Here is a 20,563-nt window from a genome sequence, read left to right as displayed (position 1 = left end):
AGGAACAACAAAGCAAACGCAGGCCACGGATCGCGCGAATCAACGCGGATGAAGCGTGTCCAAAAGCCTATCTGCGTTGATCCGCGCGATCCGTGGCGAATGGCTCTTTGCGTCTCCTGTCGCGACTGACGTCGCTCCCACAGAAGAGGGCTCGCGCGTCAACTCTTGGGCATCTGCGCGGTGGGGCAGGCGAAGTCCTTGCGCCTGGCCTGGGTGCGGCCCAGCATGCGGTCGGTGACCGGCAGGGCGTCGCCGTTGAGGCGCCAGTCGTAGATCACGCTGAAGGCCAGCACGCGGGCGACGTACTCGCGCGTTTCCTTGTAGCTGATGGTCTCGATCCAGAAGTCGGGATCGTGGCCGGGTCGCTGCGACTGCCAGCGCGCGGTCGGCGCCGGTCCGGCGTTGTAGGCGGCGATGGCCACGTAAGGCACGCCGTACTTGTCTTCCATCTCGCGCAGGTAGGCGGTGCCCAGCGCGATGTTGGTGTCCGAGTCGTACAGGCTGGCCGCGCCGCCCCAGGGCAGGCCCAGCCGCTTGGCGACCGCCGCGCCGGTGGTGGGCAGTACCTGCATCAGGCCCATCGCGTTGGCGCTGGAGCGCGCCTTCGGGTTGAAGACGCTTTCGGCGCGGATCTCGGCGGCGACCCAGGCCGGGTCGAGGCCATGGCGCGTGGCTTCGCGGCGGATGCTGTCGCCGTGGTGCAGCGGGAAGCGCAGTTCGTACAGGCGCTGCTCGTCGGGCAGCTTGCCCAGCGAGAACACCGCGCGGTCGAACCAGCCGTTGTCGCGCGCCACTTCCACCGCGATGCGGCGCTGAGTGTCGTCGAAGCGGGACAGCGCTTCGTTCCATTCGCTGGTGGCCCAGCCGGGGCGATCCAGTTGCCACAGTTCCATCGCGCGGACGATGGCCGGGTCGCGCGCGACCGCCTGCTTGGCGGCCACGCCGTCGTTGGGAATCCACGCGCACAGCGCATACGGCTGGTCGAGCTTGTCGGCGGCGAGGAAGCCGTGGAAGGTCGCGCTGCTGGCCGCTTCGCGGAACAGGCGCTGCGCGCCCGCGGCATCACCGGTCTTTTCCGCCAGCCGTGCCTCGAAGTACCGCCAGCGCGAGTCCTCGCGCTGCGCGGCCGGCATCTTGCGCAGCGCGGCCAGCGCCGCGTTCCAGTCGCCGCGCGACATCGCCTCGCGCACGCGCCACTCGTGCAGGCGCTCGTCGTAGGCCGATTCCGGCACCGCGTTCAAGCGGCGCGCGGAGTCCGGACCGTACGAGGCCACCGTCCACAATGCGATCTGGTACAGCACCTGGCCGCGTTCGGCTTCGCCCATGCCCAGCGCGTCGGCGTACCGGGGCAACTGGCGCTCGGCGCCGTCCGGGTCCTTGGCCGCCAGGCGCATCAGTCCATGGGCGGCCATGCGGCGGCTGCGCTCGGTCTTCGGCCAGTTCAGCGCGCGGGGATGGACGGCGTCGATGAAGGCCGCGTAGTCGTTGGCCAGCGCCGCTTCGTCGGCGGGCAGTCCGCGTGCGGCGCTGCGCATCACCGCGGACTGGCGTTCGGCCGCCGCCGCCTCGATGCGTTCCCAGCGCAATGCCGGCGTCAGCCCTCCGCGGCTGGCCAGGATGGCGAACACCGGATCGCATCCATCGGGCAGCGACTTGGCGCCTTGGCGCCAGATCTCCTGCGCCTGCGCGGTCCATTGCGCGTCCAGGCGGCCGGTGGCCTGGCGCGCGTTGAGTTCGGCGCATTGCAGGGCGGTGTTGTTGCTGCCCTTCCATGCCGACAGCAGGGCCGGCCAGTCCTGCCGCCGCGCCAGCGCGGCCAGCCACAGCGCACGGAAACTCTCCGCCACGGCCTGGCCTTCGTAACGCTTGAGGAAGGCCTGCGCCCGGGTGTTGGAAATCGCATCGGGATCGCGGCGCAGGGTGGCGAATTCCACCCAACCATGGAGCGGGTGGCCCGACAGGCCGGCGGATTGTGCCGCATCGAAGCGACCGGCTTCGGCGGCCTCCAGCGCGGCGCGGATCTGCGGGCGTTGCGCTTCGAGCGACTGGGCCTTCGCAAAGTCCGGGAGCAACAGGCCTGCCGTGGCGACGAGTACAACGAGTACGATGGCGAAGGAAGAGCGGATCATGCCGGGACTATACCGAAGCCGGCTGAACGACTCTGTAGACGAAGACGCGCAAGGAGATTGCATTTGGATGGCGTATGGGTGTTCCCGTTGCTCGGCATCGTCGCCGGCATCCTGGCGGGATTGTTGGGCATCGGCGGCGGCCTGGTACTGGTGGCGGCGCTGGCCTGGATACTGCCGCTGCACGGCATTCCCAAGGAAGCCGCGATGCACGCGGCATTGGCCAGTTCGCTGGCCAGCATCGTGTTGACGGCCACGTCGTCGGCCTATGCGCATCATCGCCGCGGCAGCGTGCTGTGGCCCACGGTGAAGTGGATGGTGCCGGGCCTGCTGCTGGGCGGCTGGCTGGGCAGCGGCCTGGCGGTATACCTCGACGACCAGGTGCTGCGCTGGATCGTGGCCGGTTATTGCTTCATCGCCGGAGCGCAGATGGCATTCGGCGGCAATGCGCATCCGGAGGGCCGCGGCGTGCCCGCCCCGCGCGGCCCGTGGATGAGCGTGGCGGGCACGGGCATCGGTGCGCTCTCGGCAGTGGTCGGCATCGGCGGCGGCAGCATGACCGTGCCGTTGCTGGTGTGGCGTGGCGTGCAGCCGGTGCGCGCGGTGGGCACGTCGAGCGCCGCTGGCGTCGCGATCGGGTTGGCGAGCGCATTGGGTTATGCCCTGCATGCACCCGCCGGCGCGCTGCCCGCGCACGCGGTGGGCTACATCTACCTGCCGGCGGCGATCGGCGTGGCGATCGCCTCGGTGCTGGCGGCGCCCTACGGCACGAGACTGGCGCACTACATCGGCGGTACCACGTTGAAGCGGGTGTTCGCGGTCTTCATGGTGGTGATGGGCATCGGCATCCTGATGAGCGGGTGACGATGGTCGGTCGGTTGGCGTCGCGCGGAGCGGGCCGCACCGCACTTCACTTCGATGACGGATGACGCGCGCGGCTCGCTTGGCGCATCGATTATCTAAATGCATTTACTTATTAAGGATGATGACGGCGGCGTGTAGAAACTCCGGGTATTCGTATTTACTTGCCGATAATCATCGTTACTTTCGCCGAAACGGTGACCTGCGTCCGTTGTCGGCCCTTTACGGATTCTTTACAACGAAAGCGAGGTCGCGCCGGGTGAGAAAGGCGCGGCCCATCCACCGTCTTTCGGAGAGAGAAGATGAAAGCGCGCCGCCACACACTGGCCACGGCCATAAAGATCGCAGTGCTTTGTGCATTACCCACGCTGGCGGTGGCGCAGGAGGCCACCACGCTGGATACCATCACGGTCACCGGCAGCCGCATCAAGCGCGCCGAAATGGAAGGCCGCGTGCCGGTGCAGACGATCTCCCGCGAGGACATCGAGCGCACCGGCCTGACTTCGATCGGCGAGATCGTGCAGGAGCTGACCGGGTCCGGCTCGGCGCTCAACACCAAGTTCAATTCCTCCGGCAACTTCGGCTTCTCGCCCAATGGCGACGGCGTGGGCGCCGGCTCGGCGCAGGTGGACCTGCGCCACCTCGGGCCGAAGCGGGTGCTGGTGCTGGTGGATGGCATGCGCTGGGTCAACGAATCCTCCGCGTCGGGCGTCGGCGCGGCGGTGGACCTCAACACGATCCCACTGGCGCTGGTGGACCGCATCGAGGTATTGGAGGACGGCGCGTCGTCGTTGTACGGCTCCGACGCGATCGCGGGCGTGGTCAACATCATCACGCGCCGCAACTTCGAGGGCGGGCAGGTCACGCTGAACTATGGCCAGTACGACAAGGGCGACGGCGAAATCACCGGCGCCGACTTCGCATGGGGGTTCAATACCGACCGCAGCAACCTGTTCCTCAGCCTGAGCTACACCAACCAGGACGAAGTGAGTTCGGCCGACCGCCGGATCTCGTCGATTCCGATCCAGGGCGGCAGCTCGCGCATACCGGGCGGCTTCTTCTCGTTCCGCGATCCGAACGGCGTCGTGTACGACCTGACGACCAATGCCGGGCTCAACAATCCCACCTACACGCCGAACCTGCCGGACTGCGACTCGGGCGTGCCGCGCACGGACGGTTTCCATTGCGTGGATTTCTCCACCGAGGCGTACAACTACGCGCCGTTCAACCTGCTGGTCACGCCTTCCGAACGCACCGGCGTGTTCGGCCAGTACCGGTTCTCGTTCAACGAACAACTCAACTTCTACGTCAAGGCGCTGTACAATCGCCGCGAATCGACCAACCAGGCGGCGGCGGAACCCATCGACCTGGGCCCCGGTGCCGGCACCGACTACACCGCCAACCTGCTGATTCCCGCCGACCATCCGTTCAATCCGTTCGGTTTCGCGCTGGATGGCGGCCCCGGCGGCAATCTCATCACCTTCCGGCGCCGTCCCAACGAGGGCGGGCCGCGCATCTTCGAGCAGAAAGTCGATACCCGGTACGTGGCCGCGGGGCTGGAGGGCTCGTTCGGCGGCGAGCGCCAGTTCTTCTGGGACGTCAACGCCGCATGGGGCAAGAACGAGGCCGACCAGACCAACCACGGCAGCTACAACGCGCGCAACATCGCCATCGCCCTGGGCGACCCGGCGGTCTGCGCCGCCACGCCGGGCTGCACGCCGCTGGACATCTTCGGCTTCGATACCATCACGCCCGACATGCTGGCCTACATCAGCCCGCTGTTCCGCGACCGCAGCGAACAGAAACTCACCCAGGTCACGGCCAATATCAGCGGCGGCCTGTTCCCGACCTGGGCGGGCGACGTGGAGTTCGCGGCCGGCTACGAGTACCGCAAGTACGAAGGCAGCTACAACCCCGATCCGCAGACCGTGGCGGGCGAGTACAACGGCGTGCCGTCGCTGCCCACCTCCGGCGAGTACGACGTCAACGAGGCCTATGTCGAGTTGAACGTGCCGCTGTACGCGCAGAAGGACGGTGCCGGGAAGATCGACCTGAGCCTGGCCGGCCGCTATTCGGACTACTCCACCTTCGGCGGCGAGTTCACGCCGAAGTACGGCCTGCGCTGGCAGGTGGCCGAGGACCTGTTGCTGCGCGCCACGTACGCCGAAGGCTTCCGCGCGCCGTCAATCGGCGAGCTGTACGGCTCGCAGAGCCGCTTCGATGCGTTGCTGGTCGATCCCTGCCTGGTGCCGGCCGGCGCGCCCGCCGGTTCCACGGCGCCCATCGCCTGCCCGGGCGTGCCGGTGGGCGCGCGCCAGAACGATCCGCAGATCCCGGTGCTGACCGGCGGCAATCCGGAGCTGCAGCCGGAGACCGCGCGCAGCTTCACCGCAGGCATGGTCTTCAGCCCGTCGTTCGCCGAAGGGGTGAGCTGGTCGGACAGGCTGGACATCGAGGTCACGTACTACCGGCACGATGTCGAAGGCGCCATCCAGGCCATCGACGCGCAGACCCAGCTGGACCTGTGCGCCACCACTCAGGACCCGCAGTACTGCGAAGGCATCACGCGCCTGGCATCGGGCGAGATCGACACCTTCGCCAACTTCCTGATCAACCTGGGTTCGATCAAGACCGACGGCTGGGACGTGGACGTGTTCTGGACCCTGCCGGAAACCTCCCTCGGCCGGTTCAAGCTGGGCTGGCAGAACACCTTCGTCACCCGCTACGAAGCGCGCGGCGCCGGCGGCCAGTTGCAGCCGCAGGGGCCGGGGATCGTGGTCAACGACACCGCGATCCCGGAGTGGACTTCCAACGCCACGCTGGACTGGAAGCGGGGCAACTGGAACGCGGCCTGGAGCATCCGCTACCTGTCGGAGATGGAAGAGGCCTGCCTGGCCGCCGATCCGGCGGAATTCTGCGACACGCCGACCAGCAACACCTTGGCCGCCACGACCTATCACGACGTGCAACTGGGCTACGACTTCGACTGGCTGAAAGGCCTGCAGCTCACTGCCGGCGTCAACAACCTGTTCGACGAGGATCCGCCGGTGTGCACGTCCTGCTCGCTCAACGGCTACGAAGCCTCGACCTACGACATCCCCGGCGGTCGTTTCTTCTACGTGCGGGCGAACCTGCGGTTCTGATTGCAGTGAGCGGCGGCGGGGAAGAAGCCGGCATTGGCCGGCTTCTTCTTTTCGCATGCTTGGGGCGGTGTCGGATGCTGGATCTGTCGGGGAGTGTGGTGTCGGTTTTCGACCCAAGCGGACCCCGGATGCAGGTGAGGTATTGGCGGATCAATCAGTGAGAAGAAACGTATGCGGCGTCGGGCTGTCCATGCGGTAGCGCGAAGCTCTCGCGCATGCGCCGCGCTTCCCTGGCGGGCGTCAGCCCGAAGAGGCGCTTGAATTCGCGACTGAACTGCGAAGCGCTTTCGAATCCCACCGCATGGCAGGCGGCCGCCGCCGTCATTCCTTCCCGAACCATGAGCAGGCGCGCCTGATGCAACCGCGTCGACTTGAGGTACTGCATGGGCGAGGTGCAGGTCACGGCCTTGAAGTGGCTATGGAACGAAGGCGTGCTCATGCCGGCCTCTTCCGCCAGCCGGGCCACGTCCAGCGCCTGTGCGTACGACGCGTGAATGCGTTGAAGCGCCTTGCCGATCTTCCCGAACCGGCCCCGCATGGCCAAGGCCGAGCGCAGGGTGGGGCCCTGCGGGCCCGTGAGGATGCGGTAGTACAGCTCGCGCAGAAGCTGGGGTCCAAGGATTGCGGCTTCCATGGGATCCGCAAGCCCCTGCAGCAGGCGCTGCACGGATAGATGTATGGCATCGTCCAGTGGACTGGACATCATGCTTTGCGGTTCTGCCTCGTTCTCCCTGCCGCCGTGGCGGTCGATCTCCAGCATGAGCTCGGCGGCCAGCGGGAAGTCCAGGTGCAGGTACAGCGCCAGAAGCGGCGCTTCGGCGGAGGCGTCGGTTTCCATGGTGAAAGGCACGGGCACCGAGACCGCCAGGTACTGATGCGCATCGTAAACGTAGGTGCGCTTGCCGAAATAGCCCCGTTTGCACCCCTGGCAGACGATCACGATGCCGGGATCGTAGAGCACCGGAGTGCGGGCCAACGGACGGTTCGACCGCAGCAGCCGGACGCTGGAGAGGGCGGTCAGGTTGTAACCCTCGTCCGGCGCCAGTGCGAGGACAAGCGGCGCCAGCGGCGCGGGATCGGCGGCCTGCAGACGAACGGGGGCAGTCGATGGACTCATAGGAATAGGCAACTTTGTGAGTTCTATGCGCCTTACCGGGGATAAGCGGCCTGCGTATTGTGCACCCCAACCAGTCTCCCGGAGCGTGTTATGGACCACTCGAAACTGATCCTCATCACCGGCGTCAGCAGCGGCTTCGGCCGGGCGCTGGCGCGGGAGGCGCTGGCGGCAGGGCACCGGGTCGTCGGCACGCTGCGCAATGCCGACGCTGCGGAAGCGTTCCAGGCGCTGGCCCCAGCACGGGCACATGCGCGCATCCTCGATGTCACCGACTTCGAGGCGATCGCTGCGGTGGTGGGCGAGATCGAGGCCACGCTCGGGTCGATCGACGTGTTGGTGAACAACGCCGGCTACGGCCACGAAGGCGTGATGGAGGAGTCGCCACTGACGGAGATGCGGCGGCAGTTCGACGTCAACGTGTTCGGCGCGGTGGCGATGATGAAGGCGGTGCTGCCCGGCATGCGTGCCCGCCGCTCCGGCCGGATCCTCAACATCACCTCGATGGGAGGGTTCATCACGATGCCGGGCATCGCCTATTACTGCGGCAGCAAGTTCGCGCTGGAGGGCATCAGCGAAGCGGTGGGCAAGGAAGTGCGCGGGCTGGGCATTCATGTGACCGCTGTGGCGCCGGGCTCCTTCCGTACCGACTGGGCAGGCCGCTCCATGCTGCGCACACCGCGTTCCATCAGCGACTACGACGCCCTGTTCGATCCCATTCGCCAGCGGCGGCAAGAGGTCAGCGGAAAGCAACCGGGGGATCCGGACAAGGCGGCAAGGGCCATGCTCCAGATCATCGAAAGTGACGCACCCCCCGCCCACCTGCTGTTGGGGAGCGACGCATTGACCTTGGTCCGCGAGAGGGCAGCCAGCCTTCAGGAAGAACTGGGGCGGTGGGAATCCCTTACCCGTTCAACCGATGGCGGAGAGGCCCTGGTTGTCGATGTGGCGTTGTCTGCTCAAGACAGCGGGACGCGCTATCACAGCGCTGGATGATCCATTGACTAACTACCTACCAGTAGGTAGGCTAGCGTCACCCTCTCTGACAGGAACGACTCCATGGGCATTTCTCCCCTTGGCTGGCTCCACACGCTGGGAAGCCTCCCGGCCATTCCCCTTGCTGCCTACATGCTGGTCAAGCATGGACGCGTTGTTCCCGGGACCCAGGCAGGGCGTGCCTACTTCTGGTTCATGTTGCTGGGTGTGCTGACGGTGTACCCGATCGCGCATCAGCCCATAAGTTCCATCATTGCCACCATCACGCTGGTGATGCTCCTCCTGGGATACGGAATAGCAAGGTGGCGAACGGCGAAGCGATTCTGGAAGTACGTCCAGACGATTTCACTGAGCATCAGCGTATTCCTGCTGATGGTCCCCACCGTGAGCGAAAGTCTGCGGAGGCTTCCTGTCGGCCATCCGCTCGTGACCGATCTGAAGGACCCGCTGCTGCTCGGGGCGCAGGGCGCACTGTTTCTGGCGCTGATAGTGGGTATCCCTTTGCAGATGCGTGCGCTATACAAGCAACAGGCCCTTCCAGGCAAGGTGGACGGTTGATGTCTTCATCGAGATCGGAGCCGCAGTCGCAGTACTCGCCGAAAGCGCAGGAGATCATTCAACGAACGAGTGAGCTGCTGGCATCGGGCGGATACAACAGCTTCAGCTACGCAGACATTGCCGAGTTGGTCGATGTAAGAAAGGCCAGCATCCACCATCACTTCCCCGCCAAGGCGGATTTGGTGAAGGCAACGGTCGCTCTCCATCGGGAAGCAACCCGGCGTGGCCTGCAGTCGCTTGATCAATCGACCCCCGATCCCTTGGCGCGGCTGGTTGCCTACTGCCGTTTCTGGGCGGAATGCATCCAGGAATCGAATCCTCCCATCTGCATTTGCGCACTCCTGGCGGCGGAACTGCCGGCTGTTCCAGTCGAAGTCGCAGACGAGGTCAAAGCGCATTTCAAGGACCTCCAGGCCTGGCTTACCTTGACCCTGGAGGAAGGAGCCTCACAGGGAAAAATGCAATTGACCGACACCCCGGCGGCCGAAGCCTCCATGTTCATGGCGTCGATACACGGCGCAATGCTTTCTGCCCGGGCAACCGGGAATGCGTTGCTCTTCTGGGAAATTGCGAAGCTGTCTACCGATCGCCTGAGAGTGGCATAGCGGCGTAGACGAGCCAAGCGTGCCCGCTGTCCGCTACCGATCACCAATCGGTGCAACGCTCGCTTCCGCCGCAAGAGGGATAACGGGGCGCGCCATCGCAGTATGTTCATGCTGATGGATCTATCTGGAGTCATTTGCCTTGGGCGTTGTCCGCGGCAACGGCAGCGGACAGTCGCGCTGCCGTCCCAGGAGTTACCTGTCGAGGAAGGCAACCAGTGCGGGGATCGTTTGCTCCGGTGCTTCTTCCATCAACCAGTGGCCGGAGCCCTTGATGATGACGCCTTCGACGCTCGTGTCTACGAGCCGGCCCTGGTCGATCAGGAACTGGCCACTCGCCATTTCGCCCGACAGCACCAGCATTGGCATCTGCAGCTTGGTCTGGGAAAAGCCGGCGAAGTCCTTGGCATCCTGCTCAAAATTTCGGAAGTACTCGAATCCTGCCCGCATGCCGCCGGGCTTGGCGTACTCGGCTGCGTAGAACTGACGGTCGACTTCCGGTATGGAGCGGGTACGGTCAACTGCGAAGTCGTTCCAGAAGTGTTCGAAGTAAGTGCGCTCGCGGCCATCGACCAACTTCAAGGGGGTGTCACCGTAGAAGTGGAAATGCCACAGGTCGCGCAGCAGCCAGACCTTTGTCCAGTCGCCGACCCCCGGCAGGAAGGCATCCATCAGCACGATACTCTCCACTTCGTCCGGGTACTGTGCCGCATAGGCGTAAGCGACCATCAGTCCAATGTCGTGGCCGACGATCTTGACCTTGCGATAGCCGAGCGATTTCACCAGCGCGTGTATGTCTTGGGCAAGAGTCTTCTTGTCGTAACCATCCTCAGGCTTGGAAGATTTGCCTGCACCGCGCAGGTCCGGCGCAATGACCACGTGGCGATCGGCCAGTTCGGGCATCAGCGGTCGCCACATGTGACTGGTTTGGGTGTAGCCATGGAGCAGGACGACCGGCGACGTTTTTCCCTGGCCAGCCTGCAGGTAGTGCAGGGTGACGCCGTTAACGGTGGCGGTATGGTCCTGGATCATCGGCGCGTCCGTAGCTTGGACGGGCGATTGCAGGGCCAGGGTCGCCAGCAGGGCGGTGGCCGCATGCTGGAAGGAACGCTGCAGGGTATTCATGACAATCTCCTCGGATGGGGTCGCTGGCCGACGAACACTCGTTGGCCGGAAGGCGCGGGGCGCGTCTAGAGTTGGCTCATGCCGCCGTCGGCGATGATCTCGGTGCCGACGATATAGGCCGATTCGGGCGACGAGAGATGCAGCACGGTGGCAGCGATCTCCTCGGGCGTGCCGAAGCGACCCAGCGGAATCTGGTTCTGGATCTGCGCGGCAGTGGCTTCAAGCGTGGCGGCATCCAGACCGAGCTTTCCGTAGATCGGCGTTGAAACCGGCCCCGGACTGAGCACGTTGACGCGAGCGCCGCGCGGCAGCAACTCGGCTGACAGCGTCCTGGCAAGCGAGATCACCGCCGCCTTGCTGGCCGCATACACGGAGGTGTTGGGCATGCCGATGCGTGCATTGATCGAGCCATTGATGACGATCGATGCGCCGGGGTTCAGTAGCGGCAGCAGGGCCTGGATCTGGAAATAGGCGCCCTTGATGTTGGTGTTGAAGATCTCGTCCCAGAACGCCTCGTCAACGTCAGCAAACGGTGCGAACTTTGCGACACCGGCATTGATGAAAATCCCATCGAGGCGCAGGTTGGCGGCTGTCAGTGTCTCTGCCAGCGCTTTTGCCGCCGCCGTATCGCTGGCGTCGTTCGCTACGGCGACGGCGTCGGAAGCCAACGCAGCCTTGGCCTGTTCGAGCGCTGCCGCGTCGCGGCCTGTAATGACCACGCGCGCGCCTTCTGCGGTGAATGCCTTGGCAGCGGCCAGGCCGATGCCGCTGCTGCCGCCGGTGATCAGGATGGTCTTGTTCGTGAAGCGGTTCATAAGGAAGTCCTTCGGTCCCAGCGCAATGCTGTGAGCACATACTGGTGCGGCATTGCCAGCTTTCCGTGCCACAATCGTGATGGACTCGTTCGAAGGTATCGAACATGTTGTCAGTGGACGAATTGGCCTTGTTGGAAGCCATCCGGGAAAGCGGAAGCCTGTCCCGGGCCGCCGCCCAGTTGGGGAAGGCCCCTTCCACCGTGTCGCATGCGGCGCGGCAGCTTGAGGCGCGTTTCGATGCCCTGTTGTTCGACCGCCGCCGTTACCGCCTGCAGCTCACGCCGGCCGGGCATTTGCTGGCGCAGGAAGCCGCCCGCCTGATGCTGGACGTGTCCCGGCTGACGCAACGGGTCAAGCAGGTAGCCGGTGGCTGGGAGGACCGCCTCTGGATCGTCACCGACGAGGTCCTCGAATTCGAAACACTGGTGCCGGTCATCCGCGCGTTCGACGGCCTGAAGTCCGGGGTAACGCTGCGCATTACCCATGAAGTCCTCACCGGTACGTGGGATGCGCTGCGCGATGGGCGCGCCGACTTGGTGGTGGGCGCGACCAACGAACCGCCGGTGATTCCCGGATTGCGCTGGTTCGAGCTCGGCGTGATGGACTGGGTGTTCGCGGTGTCGCCCCGTCACCCGTTGGCCAAAGTCCGCGAGCCGGTGGAGCGCGCGGCCGTCCTCCAGCATCGCGCCGTCGTGGTGGCCGATACGTCGCGCAGAGTGGACGTCCGCGGCTACGGCGTGCTGGGTGGGCAGCCCTCGTTGGCGGTGCCGAGCATGCGCGCCAAGATCCAGGCGCAGTGCGAAGGCCTGGGCGTGGGATGGTTGCCGCGCGACCGCGTGGCCGGGTTGCTCAAGCGCGGTGACCTTGTGGAGAAGAATATGGCGGACCCGCGCGAACCCAATCTGCTCTACGTCGCCTGGCGGGGAGGCCACCAGGGCCGTGCGTTGGAATGGTGGTTGGCGCAACTGCAGAACAAGCGATTGGCTTCTCGCTTGGTCAAAGGCATCGACGTCATCACGGCCAATACGCGACGTTAGAGCCAAATCAGCGAGACATTGGTCGCCCTTAACAAATCAGTTTCCGACTTTGAATCGAGCCGACCGCCGTAGCAGTTTGATGACCTATCGCACGGGCCAGAGATCGATGACCTGCCTCGCCAAGGCTTCAAGTGACTTTCTGGATGCTCCGGCTTTAGCCTGCACGGCCATGCCTTGCGAAACAGCCATGACGTAGGACGCCAAGACGGCAGCATTCGAGGAAGCGGGAAGATCGCCTTCCTTCTTGGCTCTCTCAAGGCGCTGTTGCAGCCCGGCTTGCGTGGATGTCCTTCGACGAACGAGCTCCCGCCGGATGGTTTCAGCATCCTCGGAACAGGCAAGGCCGCCATTGAGGCCCAGGCAGCCAGGATGCGCAGGATCCAGCGTATGCAGGCGCGCAGAGTCGCGCAGGATCCTTTCGACGACCTTCACCGACGTCGGTTCGTCCAGCGCATCGGTCATGAACCCCAGATACTTCGTGTCGTACAGGTCGAGCGCCTTGAGGAACATCGTTTCCTTGTTCCCGAAACTCGCGTAGAGCCCGGGACGAGCCACGCCTGTTGCCTTCGTCAGATCCTCTAGCGAGGTCCCCTCGTATCCCTTCTGCCAGAAGACGGACAGAGCGGCGCTAAGTGCCTCGCCTTCATCGAACTGTCTGTGTCGCCCCATGGCCGCCCCACAAGTCTTTTTTTAAGAACGATCAGTATAAAACAGTTGACCATCGACCGACAATAAGATACCGTTCGATATAGTATCGATCGGTATAGTACATGTTCAGAGGAACACATGGTGGTCGATGAACCCCACAGACATTCGAGCGAACGACCCCGGGATCAGTGGATAGCGGTCGGTTCGATCGCTGCTGGCACCTTCCTGCTCGTCACCGCCGAGTTCTTGCCCATCGGCCTGTTGTCCCGTTTGGCAACCGATCTTCAGATTTCGGAAGGGGCGGCTGGACTGGCGGTCACCGCGCCGGGATTCGTCGCTGCCTTTGCGGCCCCTGCGTTCGTTCTCTTGGCCGGGCGAGCCGACAGGAGGCTCATCGTCACCGTCCTCACCGCCGCCATCGTGATTTCGTGCTTGATATCGGCAACGGCCGAGAGCTTTCACTTCTTCCTGCTGGGACGCCTGATCCTTGGTCTCGCGGTTGGCGGCGTATGGACGTTTGCTGTTGCCGTTGGCCGACGACTCGTGTCGTCTGGATCGGGAGCAAGGGCGACCGCGATCATCTCCGCGGGCATCTCCGCTGGCACTGTTGCCGGAATGCCTGTCGGCGCGGTGCTGGGCGAGTGGATCGGCTGGCGCGCGACGTTTGCCGCGACGGCCGTGCTGGGTGTGCTCGTGGTCATCGCACAACTCTGCTTTCTTCCGCGCCTGGCGCCGGCCAGGGCGATCGGCGTCGGCGGGCTGCGCGCATTCGCCAGGATCCCGATGGCCCGGATCGGCTTGATCGCCAGCGGCCTCGTCGCGGCCGGCCACTTCATCGGCTACACGTTCCTCGAACCCTATCTGCGAGGCGCGTTGCGTCTTGAGCAGGCAGGTGTGGCCTTGGCGCTTGGTGGCTACGCGGTGGCCGGCATCGTCGGCTCGTTTCTCGGAGAGCAGCTTGCGGTGCAGAACATCCGGCGCGCGTTTGTTGTGGTATCGGCGTTGTTGGGAGTCTCTGTTCTTGCTGCCATCGCGGCAACTGGAACTGCTGTCGGCGCCATTGGCATGGTGATGGTCTGGGGGCTGGCGTTCGGCGCAGTACCGGTCTGCGTCCAGATCTGGATGTTCACCTCATCTCCGGATCTCTACGAAGCGGGATCGGCGCTGATGGTCAGTGCCTTCCAAATATCGCTCGCTGCCGGTGCCGCCATCGGTGGTGTGCTGGTCGATCACGCCGGCATTGCCGCCGCCTTCATTGCAAGCGCCGTCGTCACCTTCGGGGGGGCTGCGACGGCGCTCCTATCACGTCCGTCGTGGGCCACGACTCACGATGCAGATTCACCCCTGGGAAAACAGATATGAAGATTGGGATCATCGGCGCCCATATCGTCGGGATGCGGCTTGCCACGGAGTTCGAGCGCGCCGGTCACGACATTCTCATGACGAACAGCGGCGGGCTAGACAGCGTCAGGGAGAAGCTGGCGCGCCAAGGTGGCAAAGCGAAGATCACGCCGGCGACGATGTCCGAGGTTCTGGACTGCGAACTGGTGGTTCTGGCCGCGCCTTGGATCAAGCGCGAAGAAGTGTTGGATCCGGCTTATGACTGGAAGGGCCGCATCCTACTCGACGCGACGAACACGTATCTCAGCTATCCGCCCAACTACCGGGCCGATGATCTAAAGGGTGATTCGGGCAGCGAGATCATTGCGCGTCTCGCACCGTCTGCGCGGGTAGTCAAGGCATTCAACACGCTCGACTTCGGCGTCATGTTTTCGCCGCCGCCGGCAGGCGTTCAGCGAGTTCTGTTCGCGGCGGGCGACGATGAAGAGGCGCTCAAGACAGTCTGTGGACTGATCAAGGCGATTGGTTTTCGTCCGGTCGCGCTCGGCACCCTCGCCGCCGGTGGACGCCTCATGGAGTTGGAGGCCCCGCTGCACTTGCTTGAACTGTTCGCGCCGCTTGAACAGGAGGCATCGGCATGAGCGATTCTTCTGTGATCCTGCATGACGCTTCTGTTGGCGCGTTGCTGGGAGGCTTGCGAACCCTCCGTCATTTACTGGATAAGGCAGAGGAATGCGTGGCCGCCGGTGCGATCACCGAGGCGCGGCTGCTTGACGCGCGGTTGGCTGAAGATATGGATCCGTTCCGTCGGCAGATCCAGCATGCCAGTGATGCGGCCAAGGCCTGCGCCATGCGCCTTGCCGGTCGCAGTGTGCCCAGCCTGGATGACACAGAAAGTTCGTTGCACGAGCTGCGGGAACGTATCGGGAAAACCGAGGAAATCCTGCGCCAGGTAGTGCCTGCCGATCTTGTTGGCGGCGAAGCGCGGACGATCAAGGTCAATTTCAGGCGTCGCTGGGTGACTTTCGACGGGGCTTCATACCTGGTCGAGTTCGCGCTTCCCAACTTCTTCTTCCACGTGACCACCGCCTACGCAATCTTGCGCCACCTCGGTGCGAAGGTCGGGAAGCTGGACTATCTCATCGACGTCGCCCATCGCAGGCAACAACTGCTGCGCGAAGGGAGCACCAAGGACGCTCCGGTGGGTGTCGTCCGGCCACGCAAACGTTAAAGGAGCATCGCCATGGCAAACAACGCAGCAGCCCCCCTCAACGGCAAGACTGCGCTCGTCACCGGGGCCGCACGCGGCTTGGGTGTCGAAATCGCCAGACAGCTTGCGGCGCGAGGCGCGCATGTGATTGTCGGAGCGCGGGATGGCGTGAAGGCCGAAGCGGTCGCGTCCGATTTGCGCAGCCAAGGCCTGATGGCTTCTGCGCTCCAGCTCGACGTGACCAGCGACGACGACCGACGCGCGGCGTGCCTGGCGATCGACCAGTCGCATGGCCGGCTCGACATACTGGTCAACAACGCGGGCGTGTTGCTCGACAGTCCTGATGCGGGTATGCCGGCGACATGGCGCCCCAGCCAGACGCCAGTCAACGTGATGCGGGATACGTTCGAGGCCAACTTCTTCGCTCCATTGTTTCTGACGCAAGGCCTGCTCCCGTTGCTGAAACGGTCGGATGCGGGCCGGGTCGTGAATGTGTCGAGTATCAGGGGCTCCCTCACGCACCTATCGGATCCGAGTTCGCCCGTTTATCCGGGGCATGCGCTTGCCTATGACACCTCGAAAGCCGCTCTCAACGCCTTCACCGTACTGATTGCCGAGGAGTTGCGCGGTACGCCGATCAAGGTCAATACGATCCACCCGGGTTGGTTGCGCACAGCCATGGGCGGCAGCCAGGCGGACATGAGCGTCGAAGAGGGTGCGCGCACCGCCGTCCAGTACGCGAGTCTCGATGAGCAGGGGGCGACGGGCGGCTTCTTCTTTCTCGACGAGCGCCTGCCCTGGTGAGCGTCGCGTTCTTTTCCATTTCTACACAACGTTTCATCCATCGAGAACTTCATCATGAGTAAGACGCTCGCGGGCAAGGTTGCCCTCGTCACTGGAGGCTCGCGCGGCCTGGGAGCTGCAACCGCTCTCGCGCTGGCCGATCAAGGCGCCCACGTGGCAATCAGCTATGTGGCTTCAGCCGAAAAGGCCGCGGCCGTCGTAGAAGCGCTGAAGGCGAAGGGCGTGCGCGCTGTGGCGATCCAGGCCGATCAGGGCGATCCCGCCGCGTCCAAGCCGCTGGTTCAGAAGGTGGTCGCGGAACTCGGCAAGCTCGACATCCTGGTCAACAACGCCGCCATCGCGTTGCAGGGCAAGACCATCGATGACCCGGCCATCGACAACGCCGGCTTGGACCGTCAGTGGAGGGTCAACACCTTGGGGGTGGTCGCCAATATCCGCGCGGCTGTCGAAGTGTTACCGGAGGGCGGTCGCATCATCTCGGTCGGCTCGGGTCTTGGCACGCGCGTTGGCTTCCCTGGCGTCGCGGACTATGCGGCGAGCAAGGCCGCTGTCATTGGGTACACGCGCGGCGCGGCACGTGATCTTGGCCCGCGCAACATCACGGTGAACGTCGTCCAGGCGGGGGTGATGGATACGGACATGGCGGCGGACGCCGTCGGGTCGCTGGAGAGTCTTCCGCCGATCATCATGGAATCGCACGCGATTCAACGGCCTGCGGAACTCAAGGAAGTCGCGGCCGCGATTGTCTTTCTTGCCGGACCCGACGCGGCCTTCATCACCGGATCCGTGCTCGATGTAAATGGTGGATTCACTGCGTGAAGAGAAGCAGCGAAAAAAGCATGCCGCCGCCTTTTAGATATTGGGCATCACCGGCTTTGCGTGGACTCTGCCGAACGAGTGAACGTGTTCCAAACCGGATCGTTCGGCAGCACGTTTTTTTAACTTGAGGACTTATCCAAATGACTGACCTGTTCGATAGCTACACCCTCCGCGGACTGCCCCTGAAAAATCGTCTCGTCATGGCTCCAATGACACGATCACGCGCACCGCAACACATTGCGACGGAGCAAATGGCCTTGCACTACGCACAAAGGGCCACTGCTGGCTTGATCATCACTGAAGGGACTTCGATTTCCCGCGAAGGACAGGGCTACTTGTTCGTTCCCGGCATCTACACCCAAGAGCAGGTTCAAGGATGGAAGCTGACCACCGACTCCGTGCATAGTGTGGGCGGCAGGATCTTCGCGCAGTTGTGGCATGTGGGGCGGGTGTCCCATACGTCACTGCAGATCGATGGCCGTGCTCCGGTCAGTGCCTCGAACAAGGCCGCGCAGGGCGTCACGGCGTTCGCCTATACAGAGTCGGGCGAACCAGGTGAAGTGCCGGCTTCCACTCCTCGCGCGCTGACTACCGATGAGGTCGCCCGAGTGGTCGAGGATTTCGCCCAGGCCGCGGCCAACGCCCTGGAGGCCGGTTTCGATGGCGTGGAGATCCACGGCGCCAATGGCTATCTGATCGATCAGTTCCTGAACCCGCTGGTGAACGACCGCACAGATCGCTATGCGGCAAGTAACTTGGATGATCGCCTGCGATTCGTCTTTGAAGTGGTTGACGCAATCTGCGCCCGCGTTGGCGCGGAGCGAGTGGGTATCCGGATCTCACCCTACGGCCGGCTGTTCGATATGCCGGATTTTCCTGAAATCGACGAGACATACCTGGCACTCTGCGAAGGCATGAGCGAGCGTGGCATTGCCTATGTCCACGTGTCGGATCAGAACGGCTTCTTCCTGCTCGATGAAAGCGTTGCAGTACAGGAACAGGCATTTGTCAGGCTCCTGAGAAACTGCAAAGAAAAATTGGGTGCTACGGCGTTGATTCTGGCGGGAAATATGACGCTGGAACGCGCGCAGGATCTCGTTGATTCTGGATTGGTCGACCTCGCGGCCTTCGGCCAGCCTTTCATCGCCAATCCTGACTTGGTTGCGCGGCTGAAGAACGGTTGGCCGCTGACCACGCCAGATCGCAACACGTACTACGGTGGCACGGCGAAGGGATACGTGGACTATTCGCCTTACGTCCCGGCGTAACGGGACAGTATATTTTGCTTGCCCAGGAATAGAACCATTGGCGAGGAAGAGTCGCCATCGCGATGGGCTTCCTCGCTGAAGCCCGAACCGAGGCGCTTGCGGACCAAACGGAAGGAACAAATGGTGAGTGATAAAGGGCCAACGATAGGAAGTGCCATCCCGAGACAAAGCACTGATGTGGGCGGCGAAGATCGCCTCGTCCTGTCGTTGTGCCCAGGAGGTGCGCGAGATTATGTACGATCCTGAGTCCTGATCGCGTCTCGTCGGACTGGGCTGCGATCGGGGCGGTTCCTCGGCCGATTCCGCAATCCCCGGCTCAGCCTCCTCGCTGCTCGGAGAGCCTCGGTCGGTTCCCGTGCGCCAAGTGGACTCCTCGGTCCGCTATCGGCCGGAAGCCGCCCTCCATTATCCGATCCCGCAGACGCGCTTGAGGGTTTTACAGCGTCAGCGCAACGCGATCGCCGGCACGTCGATGTTCATCGCCAGCGCGAGGTGGTCGGAGTTGGCCGCGGGCATGGCGCGGGCGTCGGCGGTCGCCATGTCGGCGCTGACCAGAATGTGGTCGATGGCGCGCTGCGGCCGCCAGCTGGGGAACGTGGGGACGCTGAACTGCGGCGGACGCAGGCGCGTGTGCCTGTAGAGCACTTCCATTTCCGGCGTGTCGGGCACGCAGTTGAAGTCGCCCATCAGCACCGCGTGCGGGTGATCCGACAGCAGCTCCGCGATGAAGGACAGCTGCGAGCGGCGCGAGGTGGCGCCCAGCGACAGGTGCGCCACCGCCACGGTCAGACCTTCCCTGCCGTCGCCGAAACGGGCCAGCAGCACGCCGCGGCCGCTGATGCGGCCGGGCAGGGCGTGGTCCGTGACTTCCACCGGCTCCAGCTTGCTCAGCAGGCCGTTGGCGCTGCCGGCCACGCGCGCGACGTTGCGGTTCGGCTGGTGGGTCCAGTAGTCGAAGCCGGCGCGCTCGGCCAGGTAGTGCGTCTGGTTGGTGAAACCCGAGCGCAGGCTGCCCGGGTCGGCTTCCTGCAGGCCGACGATGTCGTGCTCGCCCGCCAGCTGCGCGATGACGTCCAGGCTGCCGCGCTTGTTGCCCGCCGGCAGGGCATGCGACCAGCTGCGCGTCACGTAGTCGCTGTAGCGGCGCGTGCTGGAACCGGCCTGGATGTTGGCGCTCAGCACACGCAACCGCCGCGTGGCGGGGGAGTCGATCATGGAAGTGGGGGCTTCCGCGGCGTTCAGCGCTGGGCGCGTTCCTGCGCGATCAGGTGGTCGGCGATGCGCAGCATGTCCGGATAGGTCCGGCCGCCAGTCACGCGGTACTTGCCGTTGATGACCAGGGTCGGCGTGCCTTCCACGCCGGAGCGCTGGGCGAACTGCATGCCGCGGCTGATCTTGGCATTTGTGCCGAAGCTGTTCACCAGGCTGGTGAACTCCTGCGCGCTGACGCCGTAGCCGGCATAGAACTTCGCCAGCGTGGCGGCATCGGCCGGCGGCTTGCCTTCGCCCGGCAGGGTGCGCTGCAGGTGGATGGCGCTGAACACGTCGTCGTGGGTACGGTCGATCAGGCCCTTGGCCTCGGCGGCGTAGAACGCCTTGGCGTAGGGCTCCCAGGTCGGGCCGAACACCACCGGGACATAGGTGACGCGCACGTCGGCCGGCTGCTTCTTCTTCCACGCGCTCATTTCCGGCGCGAAGCGGGCGCAGGCCGGGCAGACGTAGCCGAACACCTCCACGACTTCGATCTGGCCATTGAGCGGCGCGTACGGCTGGCCGTTCGGGATTTCCACATAGTCCACGCCCGGCACCGGCGCCGGGCCTTCCGGCGGCACGATGGGGTTGTCGCCGGCGGCGGTGGCGTCAGCCGGCGCAGCGGCATCGGCGTCCGTGGCCGGCGTGGCGGCATCCGGCGAAGCGTCGGCATCGGCAGGCTCGGCGGCGGGCGTGGCCGCGTCCTCGGTGATGTCCGGCGCGGTGGCGTCCGTCGCCGTCGCGGTCGTGTCGGCGGGCTTGGGTCCGCAGGCGGCCAGCACCGGCAGCAGCAGGGACAACATCAGGACGTGGCGGGATTTCATCGCTCGGGCTCCAACGAATCT

Annotated in this window: 19 protein-coding genes; 12 read left to right on the top strand and 7 right to left on the bottom strand. The window is 64.5% G+C overall.

Annotation, left to right across the window (positions count from 1 at the left end):
* Window positions 1-158 precede the first annotated feature (158 nt).
* Entirely contained in the window at window positions 159-2,129 is a 1,971-nt protein-coding gene (locus AAD027_RS02490) for a transglycosylase SLT domain-containing protein (RefSeq protein ID WP_341724425.1), read from the bottom strand.
* A 63-nt stretch (window positions 2,130-2,192) separates the two neighbouring features.
* On the opposite strand from AAD027_RS02490, the gene AAD027_RS02485 reads away from it, so the two are divergent.
* Both AAD027_RS02485 and AAD027_RS02480 read left to right on the top strand, forming a co-directional pair.
* The gene (locus AAD027_RS02485; RefSeq protein ID WP_341724424.1) at window positions 2,193-2,990 is read left to right on the top strand and encodes a sulfite exporter TauE/SafE family protein; all 798 of its coding nucleotides are present in this window, start codon (window positions 2,193-2,195) and stop codon (window positions 2,988-2,990) included.
* Between the two features lie 299 nt (window positions 2,991-3,289).
* Window positions 3,290-6,130, top strand: coding sequence for a TonB-dependent receptor (locus AAD027_RS02480; protein ID WP_341724423.1), 2,841 nt, complete (start codon window positions 3,290-3,292; stop codon window positions 6,128-6,130).
* Between the two features lie 154 nt (window positions 6,131-6,284).
* On the opposite strand, the gene AAD027_RS02475 is transcribed toward AAD027_RS02480, so the two are convergent.
* On the bottom strand, window positions 6,285-7,247 hold the full coding sequence (locus AAD027_RS02475) for an AraC family transcriptional regulator (RefSeq protein WP_341724422.1): 963 nt from the start codon (window positions 7,245-7,247) through the stop codon (window positions 6,285-6,287).
* Window positions 7,248-7,337: 90 nt separating this feature from the next.
* On the opposite strand from AAD027_RS02475, the gene AAD027_RS02470 reads away from it, so the two are divergent.
* From AAD027_RS02470 to AAD027_RS02460, 3 genes are all read left to right on the top strand, one after another.
* Complete coding sequence (locus AAD027_RS02470; protein WP_341724421.1) at window positions 7,338-8,240, top strand: oxidoreductase; 903 nt, start codon at window positions 7,338-7,340, stop codon at window positions 8,238-8,240.
* Window positions 8,241-8,303: 63 nt separating this feature from the next.
* On the top strand, window positions 8,304-8,798 hold the full coding sequence (locus tag AAD027_RS02465) for a hypothetical protein (protein ID WP_341724420.1): 495 nt from the start codon (window positions 8,304-8,306) through the stop codon (window positions 8,796-8,798).
* Window positions 8,798-9,403 (top strand): TetR/AcrR family transcriptional regulator, encoded by a 606-nt coding sequence (locus AAD027_RS02460; RefSeq protein WP_341724419.1) that lies wholly within the window; start codon window positions 8,798-8,800, stop codon window positions 9,401-9,403. Before AAD027_RS02465 ends, AAD027_RS02460 begins: the two co-directional genes overlap by 1 nt.
* A gap of 192 nt (window positions 9,404-9,595) precedes the next feature.
* On the opposite strand, the gene AAD027_RS02455 is transcribed toward AAD027_RS02460, so the two are convergent.
* Together AAD027_RS02455 and AAD027_RS02450 are read right to left on the bottom strand one after the other, a co-directional pair.
* Window positions 9,596-10,525, bottom strand: a complete 930-nt coding sequence (locus AAD027_RS02455) for an alpha/beta fold hydrolase (protein ID WP_341724418.1) — start codon at window positions 10,523-10,525, stop codon at window positions 9,596-9,598.
* Between the two features lie 65 nt (window positions 10,526-10,590).
* The gene (locus tag AAD027_RS02450) at window positions 10,591-11,340 is read right to left on the bottom strand and encodes an SDR family oxidoreductase (RefSeq protein WP_341724417.1); all 750 of its coding nucleotides are present in this window, start codon (window positions 11,338-11,340) and stop codon (window positions 10,591-10,593) included.
* A 104-nt stretch (window positions 11,341-11,444) separates the two neighbouring features.
* Between AAD027_RS02450 and AAD027_RS02445 the strand changes: the two genes are divergently transcribed.
* The gene (locus AAD027_RS02445) at window positions 11,445-12,377 is read left to right on the top strand and encodes a LysR family transcriptional regulator (RefSeq protein ID WP_341724416.1); all 933 of its coding nucleotides are present in this window, start codon (window positions 11,445-11,447) and stop codon (window positions 12,375-12,377) included.
* Between the two features lie 84 nt (window positions 12,378-12,461).
* Here AAD027_RS02445 and AAD027_RS02440 read toward each other — a convergent pair whose 3' ends face one another.
* The gene (locus AAD027_RS02440) at window positions 12,462-13,046 is read right to left on the bottom strand and encodes a TetR/AcrR family transcriptional regulator (RefSeq protein ID WP_341724415.1); all 585 of its coding nucleotides are present in this window, start codon (window positions 13,044-13,046) and stop codon (window positions 12,462-12,464) included.
* A gap of 117 nt (window positions 13,047-13,163) precedes the next feature.
* Between AAD027_RS02440 and AAD027_RS02435 the strand changes: the two genes are divergently transcribed.
* The 6 genes from AAD027_RS02435 to AAD027_RS02410 all read left to right on the top strand — a co-directional run bounded on the left by AAD027_RS02435 (window position 13,164) and on the right by AAD027_RS02410 (window position 18,467).
* Window positions 13,164-14,387, top strand: a complete 1,224-nt coding sequence (locus AAD027_RS02435) for an MFS transporter (protein ID WP_341724414.1) — start codon at window positions 13,164-13,166, stop codon at window positions 14,385-14,387.
* Window positions 14,384-15,007 (top strand): NADPH-dependent F420 reductase, encoded by a 624-nt coding sequence (locus tag AAD027_RS02430; RefSeq protein ID WP_341724413.1) that lies wholly within the window; start codon window positions 14,384-14,386, stop codon window positions 15,005-15,007. The genes AAD027_RS02435 and AAD027_RS02430 overlap by 4 nt, the downstream gene beginning before the upstream one ends.
* Complete coding sequence (locus tag AAD027_RS02425; protein WP_341724412.1) at window positions 15,004-15,597, top strand: DUF1993 domain-containing protein; 594 nt, start codon at window positions 15,004-15,006, stop codon at window positions 15,595-15,597. The genes AAD027_RS02430 and AAD027_RS02425 overlap by 4 nt, the downstream gene beginning before the upstream one ends.
* 12 nt (window positions 15,598-15,609) lie before the next feature.
* Window positions 15,610-16,380, top strand: a complete 771-nt coding sequence (locus AAD027_RS02420; protein ID WP_341724411.1) for an SDR family oxidoreductase — start codon at window positions 15,610-15,612, stop codon at window positions 16,378-16,380.
* 54 nt (window positions 16,381-16,434) lie between these two features.
* Window positions 16,435-17,199 carry an SDR family NAD(P)-dependent oxidoreductase gene (locus tag AAD027_RS02415; protein ID WP_341724410.1) on the top strand — a complete coding sequence of 255 codons (765 nt, stop codon included), beginning with the start codon at window positions 16,435-16,437 and terminating at the stop codon, window positions 17,197-17,199.
* 140 nt (window positions 17,200-17,339) lie between these two features.
* Window positions 17,340-18,467, top strand: a complete 1,128-nt coding sequence (locus AAD027_RS02410) for an alkene reductase (RefSeq protein ID WP_341724409.1) — start codon at window positions 17,340-17,342, stop codon at window positions 18,465-18,467.
* Window positions 18,468-18,911: 444 nt separating this feature from the next.
* Here AAD027_RS02410 and AAD027_RS02405 read toward each other — a convergent pair whose 3' ends face one another.
* Both AAD027_RS02405 and AAD027_RS02400 read right to left on the bottom strand, forming a co-directional pair.
* Window positions 18,912-19,682, bottom strand: coding sequence for an endonuclease/exonuclease/phosphatase family protein (locus AAD027_RS02405; protein WP_341724408.1), 771 nt, complete (start codon window positions 19,680-19,682; stop codon window positions 18,912-18,914).
* Window positions 19,683-19,705: 23 nt separating this feature from the next.
* Entirely contained in the window at window positions 19,706-20,542 is an 837-nt protein-coding gene (locus AAD027_RS02400) for a thiol:disulfide interchange protein DsbA/DsbL (RefSeq protein WP_341724407.1), read from the bottom strand.
* Window positions 20,543-20,563: the final 21 nt, after the last annotated feature.

The sequence above is a fragment of the Pseudoxanthomonas putridarboris genome (assembly GCF_038321125.1).
Lineage (GTDB): Bacteria > Pseudomonadota > Gammaproteobacteria > Xanthomonadales > Xanthomonadaceae > Pseudoxanthomonas_A > Pseudoxanthomonas_A putridarboris.
The sequence above is the reverse complement of the archived record's forward strand: the minus strand, read 5'-3'. Positions and strand labels throughout refer to the sequence as shown.

Coding starts and splice junctions, on each gene's coding strand:
- AAD027_RS02400 (WP_341724407.1), bottom strand. CDS start 20,542: ATGAAATCCCGCCACGTCCTGATGTTGTCCCTGCTGCTGCCGGTGCTG.
- AAD027_RS02435 (WP_341724414.1), top strand. CDS start 13,164: ATGGTGGTCGATGAACCCCACAGACATTCGAGCGAACGACCCCGGGAT.
- AAD027_RS02430 (WP_341724413.1), top strand. CDS start 14,384: ATGAAGATTGGGATCATCGGCGCCCATATCGTCGGGATGCGGCTTGCC.
- AAD027_RS02405 (WP_341724408.1), bottom strand. CDS start 19,682: ATGATCGACTCCCCCGCCACGCGGCGGTTGCGTGTGCTGAGCGCCAAC.
- AAD027_RS02480 (WP_341724423.1), top strand. CDS start 3,290: ATGAAAGCGCGCCGCCACACACTGGCCACGGCCATAAAGATCGCAGTG.
- AAD027_RS02475 (WP_341724422.1), bottom strand. CDS start 7,247: ATGAGTCCATCGACTGCCCCCGTTCGTCTGCAGGCCGCCGATCCCGCG.
- AAD027_RS02425 (WP_341724412.1), top strand. CDS start 15,004: ATGAGCGATTCTTCTGTGATCCTGCATGACGCTTCTGTTGGCGCGTTG.
- AAD027_RS02415 (WP_341724410.1), top strand. CDS start 16,435: ATGAGTAAGACGCTCGCGGGCAAGGTTGCCCTCGTCACTGGAGGCTCG.
- AAD027_RS02460 (WP_341724419.1), top strand. CDS start 8,798: ATGTCTTCATCGAGATCGGAGCCGCAGTCGCAGTACTCGCCGAAAGCG.
- AAD027_RS02450 (WP_341724417.1), bottom strand. CDS start 11,340: ATGAACCGCTTCACGAACAAGACCATCCTGATCACCGGCGGCAGCAGC.
- AAD027_RS02440 (WP_341724415.1), bottom strand. CDS start 13,046: ATGGGGCGACACAGACAGTTCGATGAAGGCGAGGCACTTAGCGCCGCT.
- AAD027_RS02490 (WP_341724425.1), bottom strand. CDS start 2,129: ATGATCCGCTCTTCCTTCGCCATCGTACTCGTTGTACTCGTCGCCACG.
- AAD027_RS02465 (WP_341724420.1), top strand. CDS start 8,304: ATGGGCATTTCTCCCCTTGGCTGGCTCCACACGCTGGGAAGCCTCCCG.
- AAD027_RS02445 (WP_341724416.1), top strand. CDS start 11,445: ATGTTGTCAGTGGACGAATTGGCCTTGTTGGAAGCCATCCGGGAAAGC.
- AAD027_RS02470 (WP_341724421.1), top strand. CDS start 7,338: ATGGACCACTCGAAACTGATCCTCATCACCGGCGTCAGCAGCGGCTTC.
- AAD027_RS02420 (WP_341724411.1), top strand. CDS start 15,610: ATGGCAAACAACGCAGCAGCCCCCCTCAACGGCAAGACTGCGCTCGTC.
- AAD027_RS02410 (WP_341724409.1), top strand. CDS start 17,340: ATGACTGACCTGTTCGATAGCTACACCCTCCGCGGACTGCCCCTGAAA.
- AAD027_RS02455 (WP_341724418.1), bottom strand. CDS start 10,525: ATGAATACCCTGCAGCGTTCCTTCCAGCATGCGGCCACCGCCCTGCTG.